General features: G+C 69.3%; 20 protein-coding genes, 1 tRNA gene and 1 pseudogene. 16 read left to right on the top strand and 6 right to left on the bottom strand.

Going from position 1 to position 23692, the window contains the following annotated elements; translation table 11 throughout:
- Positions 1–44: 44 nt before the first annotated feature.
- On the top strand, positions 45–2393 hold the full coding sequence (locus ACFPIJ_RS46605; RefSeq protein ID WP_380125933.1) for an ATP-binding protein: 2349 nt from the start codon (positions 45–47) through the stop codon (positions 2391–2393).
- Between the two features lie 261 nt (positions 2394–2654).
- On the opposite strand, the gene ACFPIJ_RS46600 is transcribed toward ACFPIJ_RS46605, so the two are convergent.
- Positions 2655–3143, bottom strand: coding sequence for a MarR family winged helix-turn-helix transcriptional regulator (locus tag ACFPIJ_RS46600; protein WP_373318854.1), 489 nt, complete (start codon positions 3141–3143; stop codon positions 2655–2657).
- Between the two features lie 96 nt (positions 3144–3239).
- Between ACFPIJ_RS46600 and ACFPIJ_RS46595 the strand changes: the two genes are divergently transcribed.
- Both ACFPIJ_RS46595 and ACFPIJ_RS46590 read left to right on the top strand, forming a co-directional pair.
- The gene (locus ACFPIJ_RS46595; protein ID WP_380125932.1) at positions 3240–3815 is read left to right on the top strand and encodes a YceI family protein; all 576 of its coding nucleotides are present in this window, start codon (positions 3240–3242) and stop codon (positions 3813–3815) included.
- Positions 3816–4037: 222 nt separating this feature from the next.
- Positions 4038–5513 carry a glutamate-cysteine ligase family protein gene (locus ACFPIJ_RS46590; protein ID WP_380125931.1) on the top strand — a complete coding sequence of 492 codons (1476 nt, stop codon included), beginning with the start codon at positions 4038–4040 and terminating at the stop codon, positions 5511–5513.
- A gap of 53 nt (positions 5514–5566) precedes the next feature.
- On the opposite strand, the gene ACFPIJ_RS46585 is transcribed toward ACFPIJ_RS46590, so the two are convergent.
- Positions 5567–6889, bottom strand: coding sequence for a hypothetical protein (locus ACFPIJ_RS46585; RefSeq protein WP_380125930.1), 1323 nt, complete (start codon positions 6887–6889; stop codon positions 5567–5569).
- A 154-nt stretch (positions 6890–7043) separates the two neighbouring features.
- On the opposite strand from ACFPIJ_RS46585, the gene ACFPIJ_RS46580 reads away from it, so the two are divergent.
- Positions 7044–8027, top strand: a complete 984-nt coding sequence (locus tag ACFPIJ_RS46580; protein ID WP_380125929.1) for a PASTA domain-containing protein — start codon at positions 7044–7046, stop codon at positions 8025–8027.
- Here the strand turns inward: ACFPIJ_RS46580 and ACFPIJ_RS46575 are convergent.
- Positions 8007–8281: pseudogene (locus ACFPIJ_RS46575) on the bottom strand (hypothetical protein); the annotation flags it as partial. The gene ACFPIJ_RS46580 and the pseudogene ACFPIJ_RS46575 overlap by 21 nt on opposite strands.
- A gap of 397 nt (positions 8282–8678) precedes the next feature.
- Between ACFPIJ_RS46575 and ACFPIJ_RS46570 the strand changes: the two are divergent.
- The 5 genes from ACFPIJ_RS46570 (at position 8679) to ACFPIJ_RS46550 (ending at position 11869) form a co-directional block, all read left to right on the top strand.
- Complete coding sequence (locus tag ACFPIJ_RS46570; protein ID WP_373318855.1) at positions 8679–9479, top strand: helix-turn-helix domain-containing protein; 801 nt, start codon at positions 8679–8681, stop codon at positions 9477–9479.
- Positions 9479–9706 (top strand): DUF397 domain-containing protein, encoded by a 228-nt coding sequence (locus ACFPIJ_RS46565; protein ID WP_380125928.1) that lies wholly within the window; start codon positions 9479–9481, stop codon positions 9704–9706. The genes ACFPIJ_RS46570 and ACFPIJ_RS46565 overlap by 1 nt, the downstream gene beginning before the upstream one ends.
- Before the next feature lie 150 nt (positions 9707–9856).
- Positions 9857–10324, top strand: a complete 468-nt coding sequence (locus ACFPIJ_RS46560; RefSeq protein ID WP_380125927.1) for a hypothetical protein — start codon at positions 9857–9859, stop codon at positions 10322–10324.
- Between the two features lie 156 nt (positions 10325–10480).
- Positions 10481–11449 carry an adenosine deaminase gene (add, locus tag ACFPIJ_RS46555; RefSeq protein WP_380125926.1) on the top strand — a complete coding sequence of 323 codons (969 nt, stop codon included), beginning with the start codon at positions 10481–10483 and terminating at the stop codon, positions 11447–11449.
- Positions 11450–11572: 123 nt separating this feature from the next.
- Positions 11573–11869, top strand: coding sequence for a hypothetical protein (locus ACFPIJ_RS46550; protein WP_380125925.1), 297 nt, complete (start codon positions 11573–11575; stop codon positions 11867–11869).
- A 76-nt stretch (positions 11870–11945) separates the two neighbouring features.
- On the opposite strand, the gene ACFPIJ_RS46545 is transcribed toward ACFPIJ_RS46550, so the two are convergent.
- The 3 genes from ACFPIJ_RS46545 to ACFPIJ_RS46535 form a co-directional block, all read right to left on the bottom strand.
- Positions 11946–12773 carry a WecB/TagA/CpsF family glycosyltransferase gene (locus ACFPIJ_RS46545; protein ID WP_380125924.1) on the bottom strand — a complete coding sequence of 276 codons (828 nt, stop codon included), beginning with the start codon at positions 12771–12773 and terminating at the stop codon, positions 11946–11948.
- On the bottom strand, positions 12755–13828 hold the full coding sequence (locus ACFPIJ_RS46540; RefSeq protein WP_380125923.1) for an NAD-dependent epimerase/dehydratase family protein: 1074 nt from the start codon (positions 13826–13828) through the stop codon (positions 12755–12757). The genes ACFPIJ_RS46545 and ACFPIJ_RS46540 overlap by 19 nt, the downstream gene beginning before the upstream one ends.
- 248 nt (positions 13829–14076) lie before the next feature.
- A tRNA-Leu gene (locus ACFPIJ_RS46535) sits at positions 14077–14159 on the bottom strand.
- Positions 14160–14296: 137 nt separating this feature from the next.
- Here ACFPIJ_RS46535 and ACFPIJ_RS46530 point away from each other — a divergent pair.
- The 7 genes from ACFPIJ_RS46530 (at position 14297) to pknB (ending at position 23629) form a co-directional block, all read left to right on the top strand.
- The gene (locus ACFPIJ_RS46530) at positions 14297–15073 is read left to right on the top strand and encodes an FhaA domain-containing protein (protein WP_033359881.1); all 777 of its coding nucleotides are present in this window, start codon (positions 14297–14299) and stop codon (positions 15071–15073) included.
- A gap of 89 nt (positions 15074–15162) precedes the next feature.
- Complete coding sequence (locus tag ACFPIJ_RS46525) at positions 15163–15642, top strand: FHA domain-containing protein FhaB/FipA (RefSeq protein WP_203849382.1); 480 nt, start codon at positions 15163–15165, stop codon at positions 15640–15642.
- Positions 15639–17042, top strand: a complete 1404-nt coding sequence (locus ACFPIJ_RS46520; protein ID WP_380125922.1) for a protein phosphatase 2C domain-containing protein — start codon at positions 15639–15641, stop codon at positions 17040–17042. The genes ACFPIJ_RS46525 and ACFPIJ_RS46520 overlap by 4 nt, the downstream gene beginning before the upstream one ends.
- A 42-nt stretch (positions 17043–17084) precedes the next feature.
- Entirely contained in the window at positions 17085–18587 is a 1503-nt protein-coding gene (locus ACFPIJ_RS46515) for an FtsW/RodA/SpoVE family cell cycle protein (protein WP_380125921.1), read from the top strand.
- Entirely contained in the window at positions 18584–20104 is a 1521-nt protein-coding gene (locus ACFPIJ_RS46510) for a peptidoglycan D,D-transpeptidase FtsI family protein (protein ID WP_380125920.1), read from the top strand. The genes ACFPIJ_RS46515 and ACFPIJ_RS46510 overlap by 4 nt, the downstream gene beginning before the upstream one ends.
- A gap of 13 nt (positions 20105–20117) precedes the next feature.
- Positions 20118–21839, top strand: a complete 1722-nt coding sequence (locus tag ACFPIJ_RS46505; RefSeq protein ID WP_380125919.1) for a serine/threonine-protein kinase — start codon at positions 20118–20120, stop codon at positions 21837–21839.
- A 65-nt stretch (positions 21840–21904) separates the two neighbouring features.
- Positions 21905–23629 carry a Stk1 family PASTA domain-containing Ser/Thr kinase gene (pknB, locus tag ACFPIJ_RS46500; protein ID WP_380125979.1) on the top strand — a complete coding sequence of 575 codons (1725 nt, stop codon included), beginning with the start codon at positions 21905–21907 and terminating at the stop codon, positions 23627–23629.
- Positions 23630–23692: the final 63 nt, after the last annotated feature.

Raw genomic sequence — 23692 nt, 5'->3', positions numbered from 1 at the left:
GCCCGCCTTCTTCGTAACGACTCCAATTAGTACTGTTCCTCAACATGTCTCCAGTTGCGGATCATGATCCGCGGGGCGCCGGGGCAGGGTTCGCCGCCGCGTTGCGGACCCGCCGCCTGGCCCGGGGACTGACGCAGGACGAGTTGGCCGCCCGGGCCGGCCTGGGCGTGCGCACCCTGCGCGAGCTGGAGCGCGGCCGGGTCGCCCGGCCGCAGCGTGGGACCCTCACCCTGCTCGCCGACGCGCTGGACCTCGTCGGCATGGACCGGGAGGACTTCCTCGCCGGGACCGTCACCTCCGCCCCGACGACCCTCCCGCTCCCCACCGCCCCTGCGCTGATCGGCCGCGACGCCGACATCGCCGAACTGCTCGACCTGCTGGAGCGCGCCGACCTCGTCGTGCTCGTCGGCCTGGCCGGTGTCGGCAAGACCGGCCTTGCCCACGCCGTCGCGCACGCGGTCACGGGGACGGCGGTCTCGGTGACCGTCACCGATGTGTCGCAGCCCACCGACGTGTTCGCCGCGGTCGCTGCCGTCTTCGGCGTGGCCCGCGCCGAGGAGCTGGTCGACCGCCCGGCGCTGCTCGTCCTCGACGGGATCGACCGCTCGCACCGCAGCGCGGTCAAGGCGATCGCGTGGCTGCGCGCCAGGGTGCCGGCGGTGAAGATCCTCGCGACCAGCCGCCGCCCGCTCTCCGGCGTGCTGCCCGGCGCCGTCGACTGGCGGGTCGAGCCGCTGGACCTGCCGCACGCGCCGAGCTCGCCGAGTGAGGCGCGACGCGCTCCGGCCGTCGCCCTGTTCCTCGACCGGCTCCGACAGGTCCGCCGCGAGCCGGTGCCGGACGTGGAGATCGCCTCCGTCGCCGAGCTGGTCCGGCGGCTCGACGGCCTACCGCTCGCGATCGAGCTCGCCGCCGCCCGGGGCCGTGTTCTGGAGCTGCCCGAGCTGCTGTCCCGGTACGGCAACCGCGTCCTCGACCTCGCCGCCACCGATCCGGACGGTCAACGGCTGCGCGACGCGGTCGCGGCGAGCTACCACCTGCTGGACGAGCCGGGGCAGACCGCATTGCGCTCCCTCGCGATGTTCCGCGCCCGCTGGTCGCTCGAGCTGGCGGAGTCGCTGCTCGGGTACGACGCCGAGGCGGTGCTCGACCAGCTCGTGGGGCTCGGCCTGGTCAGCGTCCGAGGCCCGGGCGACCTGCGGTTCCGCCTTCTCGACGTGGTCCGTGACTTCGCCACCGAACGCTGTGTCGAGCAGGGTGAGCTGCGCAGCGTCCGCCTCCGGCACGCCGAGATCATCACCAGGCTCGCGGTCCGGCTCGCGGCGGACCTCACCGGCTCGGCCAGTGCGACCGCCGTGTCCCGGCTCGACTACCTCAACAGCGACATCCGTGCGGCCCTGCGCTACGCCTCGGTCCGTGCACCGGCGATGGCGCTGCGCCTGGCCGGGGCGATCCCGCGGTGGTGCCGGCTGCGCGGCCGTGACGTCGAGGCGCACAAGCTGCTCCGGCGGCTGCTCGACGATCCCCGCACCAGCGACTGCGACCCGCTGGTCCGGGCGAACGCCCAGGTCGCCGCTGGGATGCTCGCGATGGCGCACGGGCGTGGCGTGGCCGAGCTCTGGCCGACCGAGGCAGCGCTCGAGGTGCTCGTCGCCCGCGGCGACGCGCTCGGGGAGCTGGCCGCCCGCTCGGTGCTCACCGGGGTCTGGCAGGCGGTCGGCGGCGCCGAGGAGTCCCGCCGGCACGGTGAGGCCACGCTCGGCCTGGCGATCCGCACCGGACGGGTCCGTGAGATCGCGGTCTCGCAGAACAACCTGGCCTGGCACGACATCCGCGCCGGCGATCTGGCCACGGCGGCACGCCGGCTGGTCGCCGCGGGTCGCCGCGCGCTCGAGGCCGGTGACGCCCGCATCCAGGCGCTGACGCAGGCGAATCTGGCCGAGGTCGCCCGGCTGGACCGGCGTTTCGACGAGGCGGTCGACCTGGCCCGCCGCGCCGCCACCGCGTCCGCGGAGGTCGGGGACCCGACGCACCGCGTCCGCGCGCTCGGCACGCTGGGCCAGGCGCTCGCCGAGTCGGGCCGGCTCCCGGAGGCGGCTGACGTCCTGGTCGAGCTGGCTGAGCTGCCCGGCAGCGCCGGGATGTCGGCGATGATCGGCGGTTACCTCGCGCTCGCCCGCGATGACCGGCCGGCGGCGGCGACCGCGTTCGAGGCGGCGGCCAACCTGCTCGCCGGTCGTGACGACATCCGGGACGTCCTGGAGGCGCTCACCGGGCTGGCCGCCAGCGCCGACCCGGCCGATCGCGAGCGCGTGCTGGGCGAGCTGGACGGCATCTGTGCCAGGGGTGGGCTGGCGCTCCTACCACGCGAGCGTGACCTGCTGGGAATTTAAGGCGTGTTTGGCACGTGGATGCCGGGCTGCGGCGGACCCACGTACCAAACGCGCCTTTGGGCACGGACGAAGACCCCCCGGGCGCGTGTTGCCTTCCCACCTGCTTCGTCCGTGCCGGTCCCCGTGGTGGTGCCTCCCCGGGGCGGACAGTAACGAAGCCGTTCGTCCGGAATGCGGCTTTACCTGCTATTCACCGTGAGGAACCGGCAGAAGCTGCCGGTGATCCTGCCGGTCGCATTCCAGGATTTTCATGGCTTTGCGTCAGGCGGCCGCCGCGGTCGTCGCGGCACCGGACGTCGCGCCGGGACGGACCGCGTCGCGGACCGTGCGGAGGCTGCACAGCAGTGCCTCGAGCGCCTCGGGGGACAGCCGGCCGGTGAACCACTCCTCGATGAGGGCGAGGTGATCCGGGAGGACCTCGTGCATCTTGGCCACGCCGGCGGCCGTCACCACGGTGAACGAACCGCGCCGGTCCGTCGGGCAGGCCCGCCGGGTCGCCAGGCCGTCGCGCTCGAGGCGGTCCACGACCCGGGTCACGCCGCTGGTCGACAGCCCGGTCTGCGCGGCGAGGTCGGTCATCCGCAGCTCGCCGCCGGGCGAGCGGGACAGCCTGACCAGCACCTCGAAGTCGACGTTGCCGAGGCCGTGCTCCGCCAACTGGACGTTGAGACGCGCGGTCACACCGGTGAAGGCCTCGACGAACAGGCCCATGGCGGTGATTCGCGGATCTTCCAGCATCTCGTCGGTCACAGTGGGAGTCTAACAGAAGAGCTTGACAAACGAGAGTCTGCGGAGCGTATATTTGCTCCAGCAAACATCTTCCAAACCGCTCATCTGGAGGGCATCATGACCGCACCGGTCAACACCCGCGAGTTCAACGGCGTCACCATCCCCACGCCGGGCAAGTTCGACCTCGACCCGGCCCACACGCGCGTCAGCTTCGTGGCCAAGCACCTCATGGTGAGCAAGGTGCGCGGAGGCTTCACCAAGGCCAGCGGCAGCATTGTCATCGCCGAGGACCCGCTGCAGTCGAACGTCGAGGTCGACATCGACGCCGCCAGCATCGACACCGGCGTGGTCGACCGTGACGGCCACCTGAAGAGCCCCGACTTCCTGCACGTGGAGCAGTGGCCGTCGCTGACCTTCAAGAGCACCCGCGTGGTCGGCTTCTCCGGTGGTGAGTTCAAGCTCGTCGGCGACCTGACGATCCGCGACGTCACCCGCGAGGTCGAGCTCGACGTCGAGTTCGAGGGGCACGCGAAGAGCCCGTGGGGCCAGGAGGTCATCGGGTTCAGCGCGACCACCGAGATCGACCGCGAGGCATTCGGCATCACCTGGAACCAGGCGCTCGAGACCGGCGGCGTCCTCGTCGGCAAGAAGATCAAGATCGAGATCGGTGCCGAGGGTGTGCGCCAGGCCTGAGTCGGCCTCGGTCGGCGACGCCAGCTGTAAGACCCGTGGTTGGGCCGATTATGGCTTATGCCGGAGTTTGACCATCGTGCAGAGGGTGGGCGAAATCTCCCACCCTCTGCAAGGTTTTGATCACCCTAGGCTGAGGTTGCGCCCGTTTTGTCCCTAGCGGTACACCCCGCCCACTCTTAACGTGGAGGGTCCACGGGGTCGGCCGGGGATTTGGGGAACACAATGGGGCAAGACGTCATTCGAGGGGCATTCTCGCGTGAGGACCGTGCCCGATATCGGTATAAAGTCCGCCGATGTCTTGATGTCTTCGCGCTGATGCTCAACGACTTCCGGTTCGATTCGGACCGGCCGATGACGGGGCTCGAGATCGAGCTCAACCTCATTGATCCCGACGCCCAGCCGGCCATGCGCAATGCCGAGGTGCTCGCCGACCTGGCGGACCCGTCGTTCCAGACCGAGCTCGGCCAGTTCAACCTCGAGATCAACGTCGCGCCGCGCGTCATCGAGGGCGACGGCCTCGACGTCTACGAGCGGGAGGTCCTCGCCAGCCTCGTCCACGCCGACGAGCGGGCCCGCAAGTCCGACGCCCAACTGGTGCTCATCGGGATCCTGCCGACGCTGCGCCAGGAGCACACGGTGCTGGCGAACCTGTCCAACAACCCGCGTTACCAGTTGCTCAACGAGCAGATCATCAACGCGCGCGGTGAGGACATCGCCCTGGACATCCGCGGCCAGGAGCGGCTGGAGGCGGAGTCCGACTCGATCGCCGCCGAGTCCGCGTGCACCAGCGTCCAGTTCCACCTGCAGGTCGCGCCCGAAGACTTCGCGATGCACTGGAACGCGTCCCAGGCGATCGCCGGCGTTCAGGTCGCGGTTGGTGCGAACTCGCCGTATCTGTTCGGCAAGCGGCTCTGGGCGGAGACCCGCATCGCCCTGTTCGAGCAGGCCACCGACACCCGGCCGGAGGAGCTCAAGGCGCAGGGCGTCCGGCCGCGGGTGTGGTTCGGCGAGCGCTGGATCACCTCGATCTTCGACCTGTTCGAGGAGAACGTCCGCTACTTCCCGCCGTTGCTGCCCATCACCGACGACGAGGATCCCGTCTCGGTCCTGGAGGCCGGCGGCGTTCCGCACCTCGGCGAGCTGCGGCTGCACAACGGCACGATCTACCGGTGGAACCGCCCGGTCTACGACGTCATGAACGGCCGGCCGCACCTGCGCGTTGAGAACCGGGTCCTGCCCGCCGGCCCGACCGTCGTCGACCAGGTCGCCAACGCCGCGTTCTACTTCGGCCTGGTCGGTGAGCTGGTGCAGCAGGATCGTCCGATCTGGACGCAAATGACCTTCTCCGCGGCGGAGGAGAACTTCCACACCGCCGCCCGCGAGGGACTCGACGCGCAACTGTGGTGGCCCGACCGCGGTGAGGTGCAAGTTGCCGATCTGGTGCTGGACGAGCTGCTGCCGCTGGCATCCGCCGGTCTGGACCGTTTCGGTGTCCACCCCGGCACCCGCGACCGGCTGTTAGGCGTGATCGAGGGTCGCTGCCGCACCGGCCGCAACGGGGCGGCCTGGCAGACCGAGACAGTCCACGACCTGCAGACCAGGCATCACCTCGACCGCCGCTCGGCGCTGCGGGCGATGTTGCAGCGCTACAGCGTCGGGCTGCACGCCAACGAACCCGTCCACACCTGGCCGATTTGAGTGCCGAATCGGTTCAGCACAGCTAGGGCACCGTCTGACGCAGCAGCGGGCGGCTACTCGCCGGACCGGCCGCGACCACGGCCACGGCCGCGGCCCGGAGCGGGTTTGGGCTCGGTCGGGGCTCCCGTCCCGGCGTCCGAGGGCCAGAGCGGCTCGACCGAGCCACGCGCCGCAGCCGGCTTCGCGGGCGCGGCGTCAGCATCGTCGGTCACGGTGTCCTCGGCGTACGCCCGGTTCGCGGACTCCGACGTGTAGGTGCGGCCGGACTCGCTGCCGCCATAGGCGCGGGCCGGTGCGTACGCGTCGGACTCCAGGTCCTTGGCCGAGTCCAGGTCGGCGCTCTTCGCCTTGGCCGCCGTGACGCTTGCCTTGCCGGTCGTCGCCGGGGTCTTGCTGGTGGTCGCGGCCTTGTTGCCGGTGCCGGCCGGGGCCTTGCTGCCCGCGCCGATCGTGACCGGCTCGGCGGAGCGGTCCGGTGCGGCGGCCCACGGGTCGTCGCCGTCCGGCTGCTCGCCCGTCTCGGTGCGGCGGCGGGCCTCGGCGGCGTCCGCGTCGGCGAGCGCCTGGGTCCAGTCGGCGATGTCGGAGGCGGCCCGCGCATCCCGGTCCGCGGCGGCGGCCTTGCGGGCCGCCCGGGCCTGTGCGCGGGAGCCGCGCGGGCCGATCGCCGACACGATGACCGAGCCGGCCAGGCCGGCGAGCACCGCATACGGGGCGATGACGAACGCGGACAGCTGCTGGTTCTGCTCGCCGACGGCGGGCGCGGCGAGGAAGTAGGCGAGGGCGACGAGCAGCGGGCCGGCCGCGCCGGAGACCGCCACGCCGACCCGGTTGTCGCCGCGCCGGCTGGCGGGCCATGCCGCGAGCGCGCCGATGACCAGCGCGATGGCGAGCATGAGCAGCGCCCCGGGCAGGTTGACCATGCCCCGGATCCAGGTCGCGTCGGTGAACTGCCAGGTGCCGAGCTGGGCGGCGGTGGCGAGATTGCCGTCGGCGCGGACCACGTCGACGACCGCGACGACGGCGAGGATCCACAGCCACGCCGAGGAGGCGATGACGTTGGCGGCGATCGCCCGTGCCGCGAGGGCGGCGACAGCGATCAGCAGCCCGACGATGATGCCGGCGATGGCATAGCCGCCGGCGGTGAAGTAGGGCGCGACGTTGTCGGGCCGGGGCGTGCGGGACGGCACGGCGACCAGCGGCACGATGATCAGGGCGCCGACCGCGGCGGACAACGCGATCACGATCCGCCAGGCGGCGGTCAGGGCGTGCGCCGCAGGCGTCGAGGCGTCACCCGGGACCGGGGTGTCGGCCGGGCTGAGCCGGTCGGCGCAGAGCGCGCCGATGACCGTCGAGGACGCCGCGAGCCACGCCACCCAGGCAAGGCTGCTGACCCAGACGGTCGCGCTGTTACCGGTCGGCTGCCAGGAGATGATCCCCAGGCCGTAGCCAAGACCGAGCTGCGCGGCACCCGCGCCCGCCGCGACACCGATCGCGGTGAATATTGAGGTTGCCCAGCTTCTTGCGGCCATGCCGCGCAGCGTACGCCCAGCAGTCCACCTGGGCGAGTCGATGTCAGAGGAACGTCAGGCGGTGCCGGCGGTGGTCGCGGAGGGTGGACCTGAGGTGGGCAACCTGTGCACAAGCACGCGACATGTCGGACAAGGTGGTGAACTGGGAACCATGCCTGACGAGCCGGACGCCACCGCCCCGTTCGATCGACCGGGGCCCTCGGGAGAAGACCCGGACGCGACCAGGATCGGCCCGTCGGACCCGGTCGACCCCTGGTCGAAGGATTCGGACGAGACCGGGACCGGGCCGGCGAACGCCGACCCGGACGCGACCAGGATCGGTGGTGGCACCTCGCCGCTGCGCCCGGACGACAGCGGTGCGACCAGGATCGGCGGTCCCCTCGGCCACGACGAGCCGCCCCGGTGGACGGCCCGCGCCAATGTCCCCCAACCGGGTGACCCTTCGTTGCGCCAGCCGAGCCCGGAGGAATGGGTCGAGGAGGACCCGTATCAGGGCCGGTCCTGGTTCACCCCGGTGATCGTCGGCGTCGTCGCGCTGGTTCTGGTCGGCGCGTTGAGCGTCGGGCTGTACCTCATCTATCAGGCGACCGCAGACGGCGACAACGCGCCGCCGGACCAGCTGCCGACCGCGGGCGGCAACACCAGCGCCGTCGTGCCCTCGCCGACCCCGCCGCCGACGAGCGCGGCACCCTCGTCGGCCGCCCCGTCCGAGACGACGGCCGCACCGCCGACCGCCGTTGCGATCCCGCCGCTGCGCGGCAACACCCTCGCCCAGGCGACGATCAAGCTGCAGCAGCTGGGTCTGGAGGTGAAGGTGGTCCGCCGGGCCGACGGCTCCGTGCGACCGGGCGAGGTCCTGGAGTCCGACCCGGGCCCGGGTGAGGTGGTCGCGGCCGGCGAGACCATCACGCTCTACGTGGCGACTGCCCCGACGGCCGCACCGTCCAAGAGTTCGGTGTCCCCCTCGGCCACCGGGAACTAGGCGGAGACCGGCACTCGGCTGGCCACCCGTTGCAGGGCCTTGACGAATCCGGGTTGCAATCCCTGGAGCTGGACGAAGATCGACCGGCGTTCGATCGCATCGCCCGTGGCGTTGAGCTGGTATCCGTCCAGCCACGCCCATCCGTCATAGGTCTGCCAGTCGTGCACCCGGATCACCCGGAACAGCATCGGCTGCACGAACTGCACACTCGCGGACTTGGTCACGCGCAGCACGTCACCGGTCTTCGGTAACACAGTTGAGACTCCCGTCATCCGTCGGCATGGGGAAGGCCGGTTACGAGCTTGCCGTAACCGCCGATCGGCTCGATCGTTTGTCGCTGCGTCCGCGGTGGTGACAAGGTCGTCTCGATGGCTCGAAGATGAACGGACCGTAACCGCCGCCACACCCACAGATTGCCCGAGGATAGTGATCATTGCAACTTGCATGACGAAAATTCCATCTCACGCATGAGTGAACCGCCCCCAAGTGGCGGAGACCCCAGACGATGGCGAAAATGTCGTGTCGCAGCCGGGTTGCGCAGCTTCATGAGGTTGCGCTGATCTATACGTATCCGAATTACGTGGCTCGGCGGAGGTGCGACGCGTGGCAAGTCGACGAGGCAGCCCGACGCTTCGACGGAGACAGCTCGGTATGGAATTGCGCCGGCTCCGCGAGGCGGCGCACGTAACCATTGATCATGTCGCCGAGCGGCTGGAGTGCTCCGGATCCAAGATCTCCCGGATCGAAACGGGACAGACCGGCGTCACTCCGCGGGACGTCCGGGACATGCTGGACATCTACAGCGTCGAGCCCGAATACGCCGATCAGCTGTTGAAGATCGCCAGGGAGGCGCGCCAGAAGGGTTGGTGGCAGCTCTACGGTGACGTGCTCACCGGCGCCTACGTCGGCCTCGAAGCGGCCGCTGATCACATCCGCTCCTACGAGGCACTCGTCGTGCCGGGTCTGCTCCAGACCGAGGAGTACGCGCAGGCCATGATCCATGCGGCCCGCCCGGACATCAGCGTCACCGAGGTGGAGAAACGGGTGCGTGTCCGTATCGGCCGCCAGTCGTTGGTCACTCAGGATGACCCGATCGATCTCTGGGTGGTGCTGGACGAGGCTGTGCTGCGCCGCCCGGTCGGTGGAAGAGCGGTCATGCGCCGCCAGCTCGAGCATCTGAGCCTGGCGGCCGGGTGGCCGAATGTGACCCTCCAGGTCCTGCCCTTCTCCGCCGGTGCGCATGCCGGGATGGACGGGACATTCACGATGTTGCTGTACGACGAGTCTGCCGGGCAAAACTTCGTGTTCGCCTCGAACGCGGCTGGCGGTCTCTTTCTCGAGAAGGACGACGAGCTTCAGCGCTACGGATTCATCTTTGACTACTTGCGCGCCAACGCACTCCGTCCGGACGAGTCAGTGTCAATGATCGTGAAGCTGACAAAGGAGCTGTAGTGGAAATCGAAGCCAAGGGCTTCAGCGTGAATCTCGAGGGTGCCGGCTGGCGCAAGAGCACCCGCAGCGGTCCGTACTCGGACAACTGCGTCGAGGTCGCGTTCGTCGGCGGGGCTGTGGCGCTCCGTGACTCGAAGGACAAGGCCGGGGCCGTTCTGCTGTTCACTCCGGAGGAGTGGCTGGCCTTCGTCGGTGGGACCAAGGACGGGGAATTCGATCTCGCGTAAGTGAAACGCCAGGTCTGAAATCGACCGGCCCGGCCCGCGACGGTGGCACCGCCGTTGCGGACCGGGCCGGTCATCGTTGTATTCGATGAGCGCTCAGGCACTTTCCACTGGAGACCCGAACACACCCGAGTCAGATAAGGCTTGTATCCGATGAACAATGGCCCCGACAACTTCGGCAACGGATCGTCGAAGACCGACGACCGTTTCTCCGGGCAGCTCGGAAGCTACCGCCCGGGCGGGCGCCGGGACGTCATCGGCGACGGGCCGATCGACGACCTGTCGCCGCGCAACGGCTCGCCGCTGGACCGTGCGTCGCTGCCGCTGGACAACTCACCGATCGCCGCATCGTTGACGCCGCCGAAGCTGCCCGAGTCCTCACTGGTGGCGGACCTCGGTCCGCTGACCGAGCCGATGTTCGGCCGCGCGGGCGTGCTGCAGGACTCCTGGCTGGACGGCCCCGCTGCCTCGATGGCCGACCACCCGCTGCTGCGGGGGCTGCTGCTGGAGCTGCCGCCCAAGGGCACGATGCCGCAGCAGGAATGGCTGGACCGCTGGTTCGAGGCGGCCCGCTCGATCCTGGAACTCATCTACTCGCAGGAGGCGCGCGGGCTGAAGTAGCGCCCACCAGCACGCAGCAGCACGCACCAGCACACCAGTTCGCCTGTCGACAGGTCGAATCCCATGCCGTAGAAACGCAGGGAGACTCGGCCTGGGGAGGTCGGACGGGCTCCGGTGCGCGCGTGCGTGCCCGGGGCCCGTCGCTATTTTGAACGGATGAGCTTCCCCAAGATCGAGCTGCACGTGCACCTCGAGGGGGCGATCCCACCCGCGACGCTGCTGGAGATCGCCCGCCGCAACGACCTGCCGCTGCCGGTCGACACCGTCGAAGGTATGCGGGAGCTCTACGAGTTCACCGACTTCAAGAAGTTCGTGGAGGTCTGGATCCTCACGACGAACTGCCTGCGCACCGCGACCGACTTCCGGCAGATCGTGGTCGACTACGCCGGCGTGGCGGCCTCGCACGGCGCGGTGTACCTGGAGGCCATCTTCTCCCCCGGCGAGCGGGCGCAACGCGGTGTCGCCTGGGAGGACCTGTACGAGGGCTACACCGAGGGCATCGTCGAGGCGCAGGAACGGCACGGGGTGATCGTCCGGCTGACCCCGGACCTCTACCGCGGCATGCCGGCGGACCTGGCCGAGGACGTCGCGCGGTGGAGCGTGCGCTACGCCGACCGGGGCATCGTCGGCCTCGGGCTGGGCGGCAACGAACAGGCCGGCCCGGCGGTGACCTACGCGAAGGCGTTCGAACTGGCCCGCGACGGCGGCCTGGCCATCGTGCCGCACGCCGGCGAGTCGGCCGGCGCCGAGTCGGTCCGCGAGATCCTGACCCTCGCACCCGACCGGTTGCGTCATGGCATCCGTGCCGTCGAGGATGCCGGTGTACTGGCGGAAATCGTCGATCGTGGCCTGGTCCTCGACGTGTGCCCGACCTCGAACGTCCGGACCCGCTCGGTGCCGTCACTGGCCGAACACCCGCTTCCCGTGCTGCTGGCGGCCGGTGTGCCCTGCACGGTCAACACCGACGACCCGGCGATGTTCAACACGGATCTGACTCAGGAGCACCGGGTCGCTGCCGATCTTGGTCTTGGTGCGAGGGCGGCCTACCTGGCCGGCGTCGCGGGTGCGGCCTGCGACGACGCCACCCGGTCACTGCTGACAAGCAAGATCAGTGATATCGGCTGAATGTCCGATTGGCTAGCTACGTTCGGCTTAGGCCGGTGTCGCAAAGTTGATGGTCGATCTTGAAATGTCCGCTTAGCTTTGGGCGGGTTCGCTGGTGGTAACGGGGAGGCAAGGGTGAGTGACGTGTCTGATCTGATGTTCGCAATGATGAGTGGCGGCGGCCTCCTGGCTCTCAGCATCGGCGCGTTCGGCGTCCTTGACGCCTACCACAAGCGGGGAATCGGCGAGAAGCGTGTCGATTGGCTGATCGCGCTCTACGCGTTCGGCGTCGTCATGAACATCGTCGCGTACGTGATGCTCGACCGCTGGTACATCGCGGCGCCGCTGGCGCTCATGTTGGTGCCGGCCGAGCGCGCGCTGGAGAAGCGCGGCACCTTCAAGCGCCGGGCCGTCAAGGTCGACGCGATCACCGGTCGCTGAACACGAATGGTTGAAGCCGGCTCCCCGAACGGGGGGCCGGCTTCAGGCTGTCCTCAGAACGCGAACGTGTTGAGCTTCAGACCGCGAACGTGTTGAGCGGCTCGGTCGCCGGCGCCGGCGGGGTCGCCCGCCACAGGTGCGCCTTCTGCGCGCCGAGCCGGGCCAGATACGCCGGGTTGAGCAGCACGTAGCGACGCCAGAGCCGCTTGGGCTCCAGCCCGAGCCGCCAGAGCCACTCCAACGCGTACTTCTGCATCCACGCGGGCGGGTTCTTCAACCCGCCGGCGTGATAGTCGAACGCCGCGCCCACCGCCAGCATCGGCGCGTCCACCAGATGACGCATGCCGTAGACGAAGATCTCCTGGCGGGGGCAGCCGAGCCCGACCATGACCACGCGCGCCCCGGATTCCTTGATCCGCGCGGCGATCTGCTCGGGCTCGCCCGGCTGGGCCGGACGGAACTTCGAGGCCTCCATGCCGGCGATCTTCAGCGCCGGGAACCGCTCGTGCAGCTTGCGCACCAGCAGCTCGAGCGTCTGCTCGGTCGAGCCGTAGAGATACACCGGCAGGCCCTGCTCGGCGCTGGCCCGCAGGACCCGCAGCGTGAGCTCCGGCCCGTAGACGCGATCGGCGAGCCTGGCCCGGTGCAGCAGGTTGAGCGCCCAGCGCACCGGCTGCCCGTCGGGCGTGACCAGATCGAACGCGTTGAGCCGCGCGCCGTGCGCCCTGTCCTGCACGCCGGTCATCACGCCGTGCACGGCCAGCGCGGTCACCGCGAGCGACCGCCCGTCCCGCGCGGCGCTCATGACCTGATCGACGGCACTGTCGTAGTCGACGGCGCTGACCTGCACGCCGAGGACATTCTGCTTGCCCTGGTCGATCACGGTCAGGCTTCCGGGGTCCACTTGTCGACGTTGGCCTCGTAGATCTCCTGACAGATCATCGGCACGTCGTAGACCTGCTTCCAGTCCGGGTAGTCCAGCTGGAACCGCTCGTTGGACCCGATCCACCACTGGTGGTCGCCGACCCGGTTGGCCTCGTGATACTCGGTCACCATCTCGTTGCCGGTGATCCGCTGCGCCTCGGCGAACGCCTCCAGCATCGAGGTGTTGGAGTGCCGGCCACCACCGAGGTTGTAGACCGCGGCGGAGCGAGGGTTGCGGAAGAACGCCTCGAAGGCGCTGGTCACGTCGTGCGAGTGGATCGCGTCCCGGACCTGCTTGCCCTTGTATCCGAACATCCGGTAGGTCCGGCGCTCCATGTTGCACCGCATCACATACGCCAGGAAGCCGTGCAGCTCGGTGGCCGAGTGCGCCGGCCCGGTCAGCGTCCCGCCCCGGAAGCACGCGGTCTTCATGTCGAAATAGCGACCGTACTCCTGCACCATCACGTCAGCGGCGACCTTCGACGCCCCGAAGACGGAGTGCAGACACGCGTCGATCGACATGTCCTCCTTGATGCCGTTCTCGTACGGGTGACCGGCCTCGATCTCCCACCTGGTCTCCTGCTCGACCAGCGGCAGGCTGTTGGGCCGATCGCCGTAGACCTTGTTGGTCGAGCAGTGGATGAACGGCGCCTCGATGCAGTGTTCCCGCACGTTCTGCAGCATGTTGAGCGTGCCACCCGCGTTCACGTCGAAATCCGTGAACGGGTCCCGCACCGCCCAGTCATGGCTCGGCTGCGCCGCCGTGTGCACGACCAGCGCCACATCCGACCCGTACCGCTTGAAGATGGCCGCAAGCGCGTCCCGGTCCCGGATGTCCACGTCATGGTGCGTGTACGCATCCCCGAGATCACTGGTCAGCCCCACGACGTTCCACGCCGTGGAAGCCTCAGCCCCGAAGAACTGCTTCCGCATGTCGTTGTCGATCCCAACGACGTCCAGCCCCAGCGAGGCGAAGTGCCGAACAGCCTCGGACCCAATCAACCCGGCAGACCCGGTGACGATGACGACGCTCACGACAAGAACTCCTTGCGGGCTCCAGCAGGACCGGCCGAGCATACCCCGCACCCAGAGTCACCTTTTTGACCAGTACACCAGCCGAAAGGAGAAGACAGCGACAGACCGACAAGGCCAGCCACGACGGTTTTGAGGGGGTGTGGGTGGAGCGAGGCTCCCCCACTGGGGAGCGAAGGCGCAGCCGAGCGCGAGGAATGACGGAACGAAAAGTAAGCGCACTCCGCGAACAGAGTGCGCTCATCGTTACGTGGGGAAGGGGGGAGTTGAACCCCCACGCCCTTTCGGGCACACGGACCTGAACCGTGCGCGTCTGCCATTCCGCCACTTCCCCTGGCAGTGCCCCCAGACTAGCGTGTCTCAACTCGGCGATTTCACCGGGTTAGTACTAGGCTGCCCTGGGCGCCACGGAAGAGTAGCACGGGCTAGCCGGTGAGGTTGCAACCGGGCGTGCGGGGTCCGGATACCATCATGACCTCGGAACCCGAGGAGGAACCGGTGAGTGTGCTGCAGCGCTTCGAGAAGCGCCTAGAGGGCCTGGTCGAGGGGGCCTTCGCAAAGGTCTTCAAGGGGGTCGTCCACCCCGTGGAGATCCTCAACGCCATGCAACGGGAGGCGGAAGCCCACAAGGCGATCTTGGCTGGCGGGCGCACGCTCGTGCCGAATCGCTACGTGATCGACCTTTCGCCCTATGACCACAGTCGGCTGGCGCCGTATGCCGCCGCGCTCGCCCAGGAGCTCGCCCAGTCACAGGCGGAGTTCATCGGCGAGCAGGGGTGGACGGTCTATGGCGACGTCATCGTCGAGATCGAGCGGGGTGACGGCCTCGACACCGGCATGTTCCGGGTGACGGCCGAGGTCTACACCGGCGGCGAGGTCGCGCCGCAGGCCGCGCCCGATCCATATGGCGGCTACAACCAGGGCGGTGGCTACGGGCCAGGTGCCGGCGGCCCCGGTGGGCCCGCCCGCAACGTACGACTGGTGTCCGGCGACGGGCGCAGCTACCCTCTGTCGATCGGCTCGACCGTGATCGGCCGGGGCGACCAGGCCAACATGCGGCTGCCAGATGTCGGCATCTCGCGTCGTCACGCGCGACTCGACTTTGACGGTGCGCAGGTGGTGCTCACCGATCTGGGCTCGACGAACGGCACGATGGTCAACGGTCAACGCGTCTCTGCGGTCGCGTTGAATCCGGGTGACATGATCCAGCTCGGCACGACCACGCTCACCTACCGCGTGGATGGCTGAAGTTCCTGCACCACGTGGTCGACGTTAGGCGGATCTGGATGAGCGCATCTGCTCGACCGGGCCTTGACCGGGCCCCTGATAGGTCGTAGATGGAATTTGTCATTACGGTCGCCCGCTACGGGTTGCTCGTGCTGCTGTGGATCTTCGTGTTCACGGTCGTGGGAGTGATCCGGCGGGACCTGTTCGCGGGCTCGCAGTCGAGCCGGATCGTCGCCGCACCCCGGGGGGTTGGTGCGGCGACGGCTCCTGGCCGTCCGGCGAAGGTGAAGCGCGGCAAGGCCGCTCACCAGCTGTTTGTCACCGCTGGTTCGCTGGCGGGCACCCGGATTACCCTTGGTGAGGCACCGATCACGATCGGTCGCGCCGAGGATTCGACGTTGGTGATCACCGATGACTACGCCTCGGCGAAGCACGCCCGCCTCGTGCCCCGAGCCGGCCAGTGGTATCTCGAGGATCTCGGCTCCACCAACGGCACCTACCTGGACAAGACCAAGGTCGGTGCGCCTACCCCCGTCCCCCTCGGCGTGCCGATTCGCATCGGCCGCACTTCTCTCGAGTTACGGCCATGACCCTCACCTTGCGCTATGCGGCCCGCAGTGACCGCGGTCTGATTCGGAGTGGCAACCAGGACTCCGTCTACGCCGGACCGCGGCTGCTCGCCGTGGCCGACGGCATGGGCGGCATGGCCGCCGGTGACGTCGCCAGCAACATTGTCATCGCCACCATGGCGCCACTCGACGAAGATGTGCCCGGCAACGCCATGATCGACACGCTTCGCGGCGCCGTCGACCTGGCCAACCAGCAGATCCGGGACGCGGTCGAGGAAAACCCCGCCATGGAAGGCATGGGCACCACCCTCACCGCCATGCTGTTCTCCGGCAGCAAGATGGGCATGGTCCACATCGGTGACTCCCGCGCGTACATCACGCGCGACGGGGAGTTCGCCCAGGTGACCAAGGACGACACCTACGTCCAGATGCTCGTCGACGAAGGCCGGATCAGCCTGGAGGAGGCCAACAGCCATCCCCAGCGTTCCCTGCTGACGCGAGCTCTCGACGGCCGCGACGCGGACCCCGAGTATTCGGTGCGTCAGGTCAAGACGGGGGACCGCTACCTGCTGTGCAGCGACGGGCTCTCCGGCGTCGTCAGCGCCGAGACCATCGAGTCGACGCTGCGCGAATACGTCGACCCCAACCAGTGCGCCGGCCGGCTCATCGAGCTGGCGCTGCGCGGAGGCGGACCCGACAACATCACCGTGATCGTCGCCGACGTCACCGACGAGGACATCGTCGAGGAGCGGCCGATCGTCGGGGGTGCGGCCGCCCAGGACCGGGGCATGGCCACGTCCGCGGACCAGTCGATGTCCTCGGCCCGGGGTGCCGCGCTCTCCGCGCCACGCCCACCGGTGCCGGAGCCCGAGGAAGAGGCGCGGATCCGGGCAGCGGCGAACGCCGGAGCCGAGGCCGCCCGCCCGAAGCGCCACCCGGTGCGCACCGTCCTCCTGCTCGTGGTGCTGCTCGGCCTGCTCGGCGGTGGCCTCTGGTATGGGTGGAGCCTGTCCCAGTCGCGCTACTACGTGGGCGCGACCGACGACGGCACCGTGGCAATCTTCAAGGGTGTCCCCGGAAAGATCGCCTGGATCGAGCTCTCCGAGGTCTACGAGCAGAGCACGCTCACGCTCGACGACCTCACCCCGGCCGCGCAGGGAACTGTCAAGCAGGGCATCCCGGCCGACAGCCTGGCCGAGGCCGAGGACAAGCTCGCCGCGTTGAACGACCCCGAGAACCCGTCGCGGAAGCAGGCGTGCCCGACCGGCGAGCCGACCGCGGAGCCGACCCTGAGTTCGACCGGTGCGGCAGTGCCCGGCGCGACGCTCAGTGGCTCCGGGGCTCCCACGTCGGCGGCGGCCAGCACCGAGGCTCCACCGACCATGGCGTCGGAGACACCGACCCCGAGCGCCAGCTGCTGATCTGACGATGATCCTGACCGCGAGGCCAAGAGGAATCCTGCTGTGACCGCAACAGCCATCCCTTCCCCGTCGCCCACGAACCCGGGTGACGGGGCGGGCGCGCCGCGGCCCCGCACCCGACGCAACGTCGAACTGGGACTGCTGCTGTTCGTCGCGGCGATCCTGCTCGTCTACGCGGCGGTCGTCGAGGGCAACGCGATCGGTGAGGTCACCCCCGACTTCTGGGTGCAGGTCGCGATCCTCGCGGTCATCTTCGGGGCCGCGCACGTGGCGATCCGGTTCGTGGCGCCGTACGCCGACCCGGTCATCCTCCCTGCGGTCGCGCTCATCAACGGGATCGGCATCGGGTTCCTGCGGCGGCTGGACATCGGCCGCGCGAAGGCGCCGCTGCGCGCCGACCTGAGCGTGTTCGGCGGTGACGGCTTCCGGCAGCTCGGCTGGACGGCCGCCGCGATCGTCGGCGCGGTCATCCTGATGCTGATCGTGCGGGATCACCGGTCGCTGTCGCGGTACGCGTACACGCTGGGACTCACCGGCATCGTGCTGGTGCTCATCCCGGCGGTCCTGCCGGCCAGGTTCTCCTCGATCAACGGCGCCAAGCTGTGGATCAAGTTCCCCGGCTTCTCGATCCAGCCGGGTGAGTTCGCCAAGATCTGCCTGCTCGTCTTCTTCGCCTACTACCTGGTGCGCAAGCGCGAGGTGCTGTCGCGGGCGAGCAAGCGCATCCTCGGCATCGACTTCCCCCGCGGTCGCGACCTGGGCCCGGTCGTGCTCGTCTGGCTGCTGTCGCTGATGGTCCTCGTCTTCGAGAAGGACCTCGGCACCTCGCTCATGTACTTCGGCATGTTCGTCGTGACGCTCTACATCGCGACGGTCCGGGTCAGCTGGCTGATCCTCGGTCTCGGGTTCTTCATCGGCGGTGCGTTCCTCGCGTACTTCCTCGGCAAGACCGTCGGCGGGCCGTTCCTCAACTTCTCCGAGCGCGCGACCACCTGGCTCGACCCGTTCGCCGACGCGGACAACAAGGGTTACCAGCTGGTCCAGTCGCTGCTCGGGCTGGGCACCGGCGGACTGACCGGCACCGGCCCGGGAGCCGGACAACCGCTCAACGTCCCCGAGGTCCGCACCGACTTCATCTTCTCCGGCCTGGGCGAGGAGATCGGCCTGTTCGGCCTGACCGCCCTGCTGGTGATCTACCTGCTGCTGGTCGAGCGGGGCCTGCGGGCCGCGATCAACGTGCGGGACTCGTTCGGCAAGTTGTTCGCCGGTGGCCTCGCGTTCACGCTGGGGTTGCAGGTGTTCGTCATTGTGGGTGGCATCAGCCAGCTCATCCCGCTGACCGGGCAGACCACGCCGTTCCTTTCGGCGGGTGGCTCGTCGCTGGTGGCCAACTGGCTGCTGATCGGCCTGCTGCTGCGCATTTCCGACGCGTCGCGTCGCCCGGCCGGCGGTGCGCCGTCGATCGGGCTCGGTGGGGCGTCCAGCGGTGGTGGTGGCGGCGCGCCGGTCCAGATCCAAGAGCTTCCCACGGAGGTCGTGCGATGAACCCCCCGCTTCGCCGGGTCGGTGTCGTGGCGTTGGTGCTGTTCGCGATGCTGTTCGTCAACCTGAACTACCGCCAGGTGGTGAAGGCCGATGACTACCGGACCAACGCGCGTAACGGCCGGGTCCAGGCCAGCGAGTACGAGCGCGCCCGCGGCAAGATCATCAACGCTCAGGGCGTCGCGATCGCCGACTCGCAGGAGACCGGCGACACGCTGAAGTTCCTCCGCACGTATCCGCTCAAGGACAAGTACGCGCACGTGCTCGGCTTCAAGCCGGTCAACCTCGGCGCGACCGGCCTGGAGAAGCTCAACAACGACTTCCTGATCGGCACCTCCGACAAGCAGGCCGCCGACCGGATCGCCGGGCTGTTCACCGGCAAGGACCCGGCCGGCGGCAACGTGCTGCTGACGCTGTCGCAGGCGACGCAGGAGGCCGCGTACACCCAGCTCGGCAACAACAAGAAGGGCGTGAAGAGCGGCGCGGTCGTGGCGCTCGACCCGTCCACCGGTGCGGTGCTCGCCGAGGTGTCGCTGCCCAGCTACGACCCCAACCTGCTGACCGTGCACGACGGCAAGTCCGCCAGTGCCGCCTACAACAAGCTGGACAGCGACCCGGCCAAGCCGATGCTCAACCGTGCCGTGCAGGAGATCTACCCGCCCGGCTCGACGTTCAAGGTCATTACTGCGGCGGCGGCGATGACCGCGGACTCGTCGCTGACGCCCGACTCGACCGTGCAGGGCGGCGAGTTCTACACGCCGCCGCAGGTGTCGGACTTCCGCATCAAGAATGCGCACGAGGGCATCTGCCCCGACCAGATCACGCTGAAGCAGGCGCTGACCGTCTCCTGCAACACCGTCTTCGCCCGCATGGGCGTCGAGCGGATCGGCGCGGAGAAGCTCAAGGCGATGGCCCAGGCCTTCGGCTTCGAGGCCCAGCCCCGCTTCATCGAGGACCAGGAAAAGAACTACTGCAACGTCGCGGCCAGCCACACCGGCCCGATGACCGCGGGTGCGGACAACCGCGTCGACCCGCCGGCCGTTGCTCAGTCGAGCATCGGACAGCGGGAAGTGAAGATGTCTCCGCTGCAAGGCGCCATGATTGCGGCGACGGTCGCCAACGGGGGGCGCGAGATGCGTCCTTACATCGTCGACCGTCTGCAGAACGCCGACCTTTCCAACGCCGACCGGACCGACCCGAAGGAGCTGGGCCGTCCGATCAGCGGTGAAGTGGCCACCTCGCTGCAGCAGATGATGTTCAGCGTCGTCACCTCGCGTGACGGCACCGGCCGTAGCGCCAACATCGCCGGCTTGCAGGTGGGTGGTAAGACCGGAACGGCGGAAGACGGTGACGACGCCGGCGACCACGGCTGGTTCATCGGCTTCGCAATGAAGGACGGCAAGCCGATCGTCTCGGTCGCGGTCTTCCTCGAGAACGCTGGCAAGGGCGGCAGCGCCGAGGCGGCTCGCATTGCAGGCCTGGTCATGAAGGCATACGCGGACGAAAAGGGCATCAAATAATGAGGTGCGCGACATGTTGAGCGCCGGCACCACGTTGGGTGGGCGCTACCGCCTGGACGAGCGCATCGCCGGCGGTGGGATGGGTGACGTGTGGCGTGGCACCGACGAGGTGCTCGGCCGCACGGTCGCGATCAAGGTGCTGCTGCCCGCACTGCTGGAGGAGCCCGGCTTCGCCGAGCGCTTCCGCGGCGAGGCGCGCACGATGGCCACCATCAACCACCCCGGCGTGGTGGACATCTACGACTACGGCAGTGAGAACGGGACCGCCTTCCTGATCATGGAGTACGTGGAGGGCGATGCGCTCTCCCGCACCCTGTCCCGGGTCGGCCGGCTCACCCCGGCAAGGGCCATGGCGCTGGTCGCCCAGGCCGCTGACGCGCTGCACGCCGCGCACGAGAAGGGCATCGTCCACCGTGACGTGAAGCCCGGCAACCTGCTCGTGCGGCCCAACGGCACCCTGGTGCTCACCGACTTCGGCATCGCCCGGTCCGCCGCCATCGCGCAGCTCACCGCCGCCGGATCGGTCCTCGGCACCGCCTCCTACATCTCGCCCGAGCAGGCCTCCGGCGCGCAGGCGACCCCGCTGTCGGACGTCTACGCCCTGGGCGTGGTCGCCTACCAGTGCCTGTCCGGCCAGCGGCCGTTCGAGGGCGACAACCCGCTGCAGATCGCGATGCGGCACGTCCGCGACATGCCGCCGCCGCTGCCCGCGGACATCCCGCCGGCCATCGTGCAGCTCGTCGAGCGCGCGATGGCCAAGGACCCGGCGGCCCGGTGGCCCAGCGCCGCCGCGCTCGCACAGGCCGCGCGGAGGGTCTCCGGGGGCGGCGGCACCTCCGCCAGCCCCGGCATCCCGATGGCGGCGCCGCTCGGCCCGCCCGGGTCGCCGGTCGGCATGCCCGGCTCGCCCGTCGCGTACACCCCGGTCTCCGGACCGCCGGTCTCCGGTGGCCCGATGTCCGGCATCCCGATGTCCGGCTCGCCGATCTCCGGTGGCGCGCCCACGTCTCCCGGCGTCGGCGCCGGCGGCACGCGGATCATGCCCGGCGGTGCGGTCCCGCCGCCCCCTGGTGCCCCGACGTCCGGGCACGCGGCGCGCGGCGCGGCGGGCGTCCCGCCGCCGCCGAGCAACGAGACCGCCTACTTCGCCGGTGAGACCGGCGGTTACCAGCCGCCTCCGGGCGGTGGCTACCAGCCCGCGCCGTCCCGCAACAACAAGCCGGGCGGCAACCGCAACCTGATGGTCGTCCTCGGCGCGGCCGCCGCGGTGCTGGTGCTGCTCATCGGCGTCGGCGGCATCTGGTACGCCACGAGCGGCAACAAGACGGACGACCCGAAGGCCGAGAGCACGACGGCGCCCGCGTCGCAGGCCCCGACGGCCAGCGCGAAGCCCACCGGCAAGACCTCGAAGGTCGACTGCGAGAAGATGATCGGCCAGCCGCGGTCGCTCGTCCAGTCGAGGCTGAAGAAGTTCAAGCTCAAGCTGGTCGAGCGGGACGACAGCAAGCCGATCCCGGGCACCGTGCTCGAGGTCAGCCCGTGCGGCGACGTGGTCGAGGGCAGCGAGGTCACGCTGGTCTACCAGTCGGGATCGAGGGGGCCGAAGACCACGGAACCCTCGACCGTCCCGGCGGAGCCCGAGGAGTCCGGAGGGGCTTCGACGAAGCCGAGCGCCGGGGCCAAGCCGTCGTGCACTCCACCGGCGGTACTCGTCGGGAACCAGTGCGTGGGTTAGGCCAGAATGGGTTCTCGTCGCAAGACGTGGCAAGGTAAGAGTCGATGACCGAAGGACGACACGACATGACCGCCCAGCCTCGCCTCCTCGGCGGCCGATACCAGGTCGGGGAGCTGCTTGGCTATGGCGGCATGGCCGAGGTCCATCGTGGCCGTGACCTGCGCCTGGGCCGCGATGTCGCGATCAAGACCCTGCGCACCGACCTGGCCCGCGACGCGACCTTCCAGCTGAGGTTCCGTCGGGAGGCGCAGAACGCCGCCTCGCTCAACCACCCCGCGATCGTCGCCGTGTATGACACCGGCGACGAGCGGGGCCCGGCGGGCGAGGAACTTCCCTACATCGTCATGGAGTTCGTCAACGGCCGCACCCTCAAAGAGGTGCTCGCGGCCGAGGGGCGGCTCATGCCCAGGCGGGCACTGGAGATCACCGCCGACATCTGCGCGGCGCTGGAGTTCAGCCACCGGCACGGCATCATCCACCGGGACATCAAGCCCGGCAATGTGATGCTCACCCAGACCGGCCAGGTCAAGGTGATGGACTTCGGCATCGCGCGGGCCCTGGCCAGCGGCGCCACCACGATGACGCAGACGTCCGCGGTCATTGGCACCGCGCAGTATCTGTCGCCGGAGCAGGCCCGCGGCGAGCCCGTCGACGCCCGCAGCGACGTCTACGCGTCCGGCTGTGTGCTCTTCGAGCTGCTCTGCGGCCATCCGCCGTTCGTCGGGGACAACCCGGTGTCGGTGGCCTATCAGCATGTCCGGGAAGACCCGCGGCCGCCGAGCAGCAGCAACCGCGACGTGACCCCCGAGATCGACGCGGTCGTGCTCAAGGCCCTGGCCAAGAACCCGCTCAACCGCTACCAGAGCGCCGGCGAGATGCGGGCTGACGTCATGCGCGCGGCGGCCGGCCGGCCGGTCTCGGCGCCGCCGGTCATGACCGAGGACGAGATGGCGACCGTGATGGCGGCACAGACCGCCTACCGCCCTCCGCCGGCCTCGCGCCAGCCCGCCCGCGCCGCGCAGCGGCAGAAGCGGAAGAGCTCCACCGGCATCGCGGTCGCGCTCACGGTGCTGAGCCTCCTCGCGGTCGCCGCCCTGTCGATCGGGCTCTACCTGGCCAACCAGGACCCGATGGTCCCGGTGCCGGACCTGGTCGGCAAGTCGTCGACCGAGGCGGCCACGACCCTGCGGCTGCTGAAGCTGGAGGGCGACCCGCGCACCGGTTCGAGCGAGAACTGCAAGGCCGGCACGGTCATCTCGCAGAGCCCCGCCAAGGGCAAAGAGGTGAAGGAAGGCGCCCAGATCGACTACGACATCTGTGGCGAGCCCGCGTTGATCGCCATCCCGAACCTGGTGAAGTCCCAGGCGGACGCGGCGAAACAGCAGCTGACCAACCTGAACCTGAAGTGGAATGTGGTCGAGAAGGACGGGGCCGCGCCGAAGAACGAGGTCATCGAGTCCGACCCGCCGGCGGGCAAGCAGGTGGCGCCCAACACGGTGGTCACGCTGTATGTCTCGAAGTTCAACCAGGCGATCATGCCCGAGGTCACGAACAGGACGCTCGAGCAGGCGCAGGCGGCGCTCGAGCAGGCCGGCTTCACCTCGACGGCGAAGACCCAGGAGGTGCAGGTGACCGACCCGAGCAAGGACGGTCTGGTCATCAGCGCGTCGCAACCGGTCGGCAACGCGCTGCCGAAGACCGCCGTGATCACGTTGCGGATCGGGGTGCTGGCGGGGGGCAACCCGTCGGGCTCGCCGAAACCGAGCGGGTCCACGTCGCCGAACAATTAGTCCGAGTTTAGGCCGGTATTCCACCGGTCACCGTGCGTGCCCTGTGGATAACACGGTAGTTAT

The organism is Dactylosporangium cerinum, assembly GCF_042653625.1.
Lineage (GTDB): Bacteria > Actinomycetota > Actinomycetes > Mycobacteriales > Micromonosporaceae > Dactylosporangium > Dactylosporangium cerinum.
This window is presented reverse-complemented; position numbering and strand designations above follow the sequence as displayed.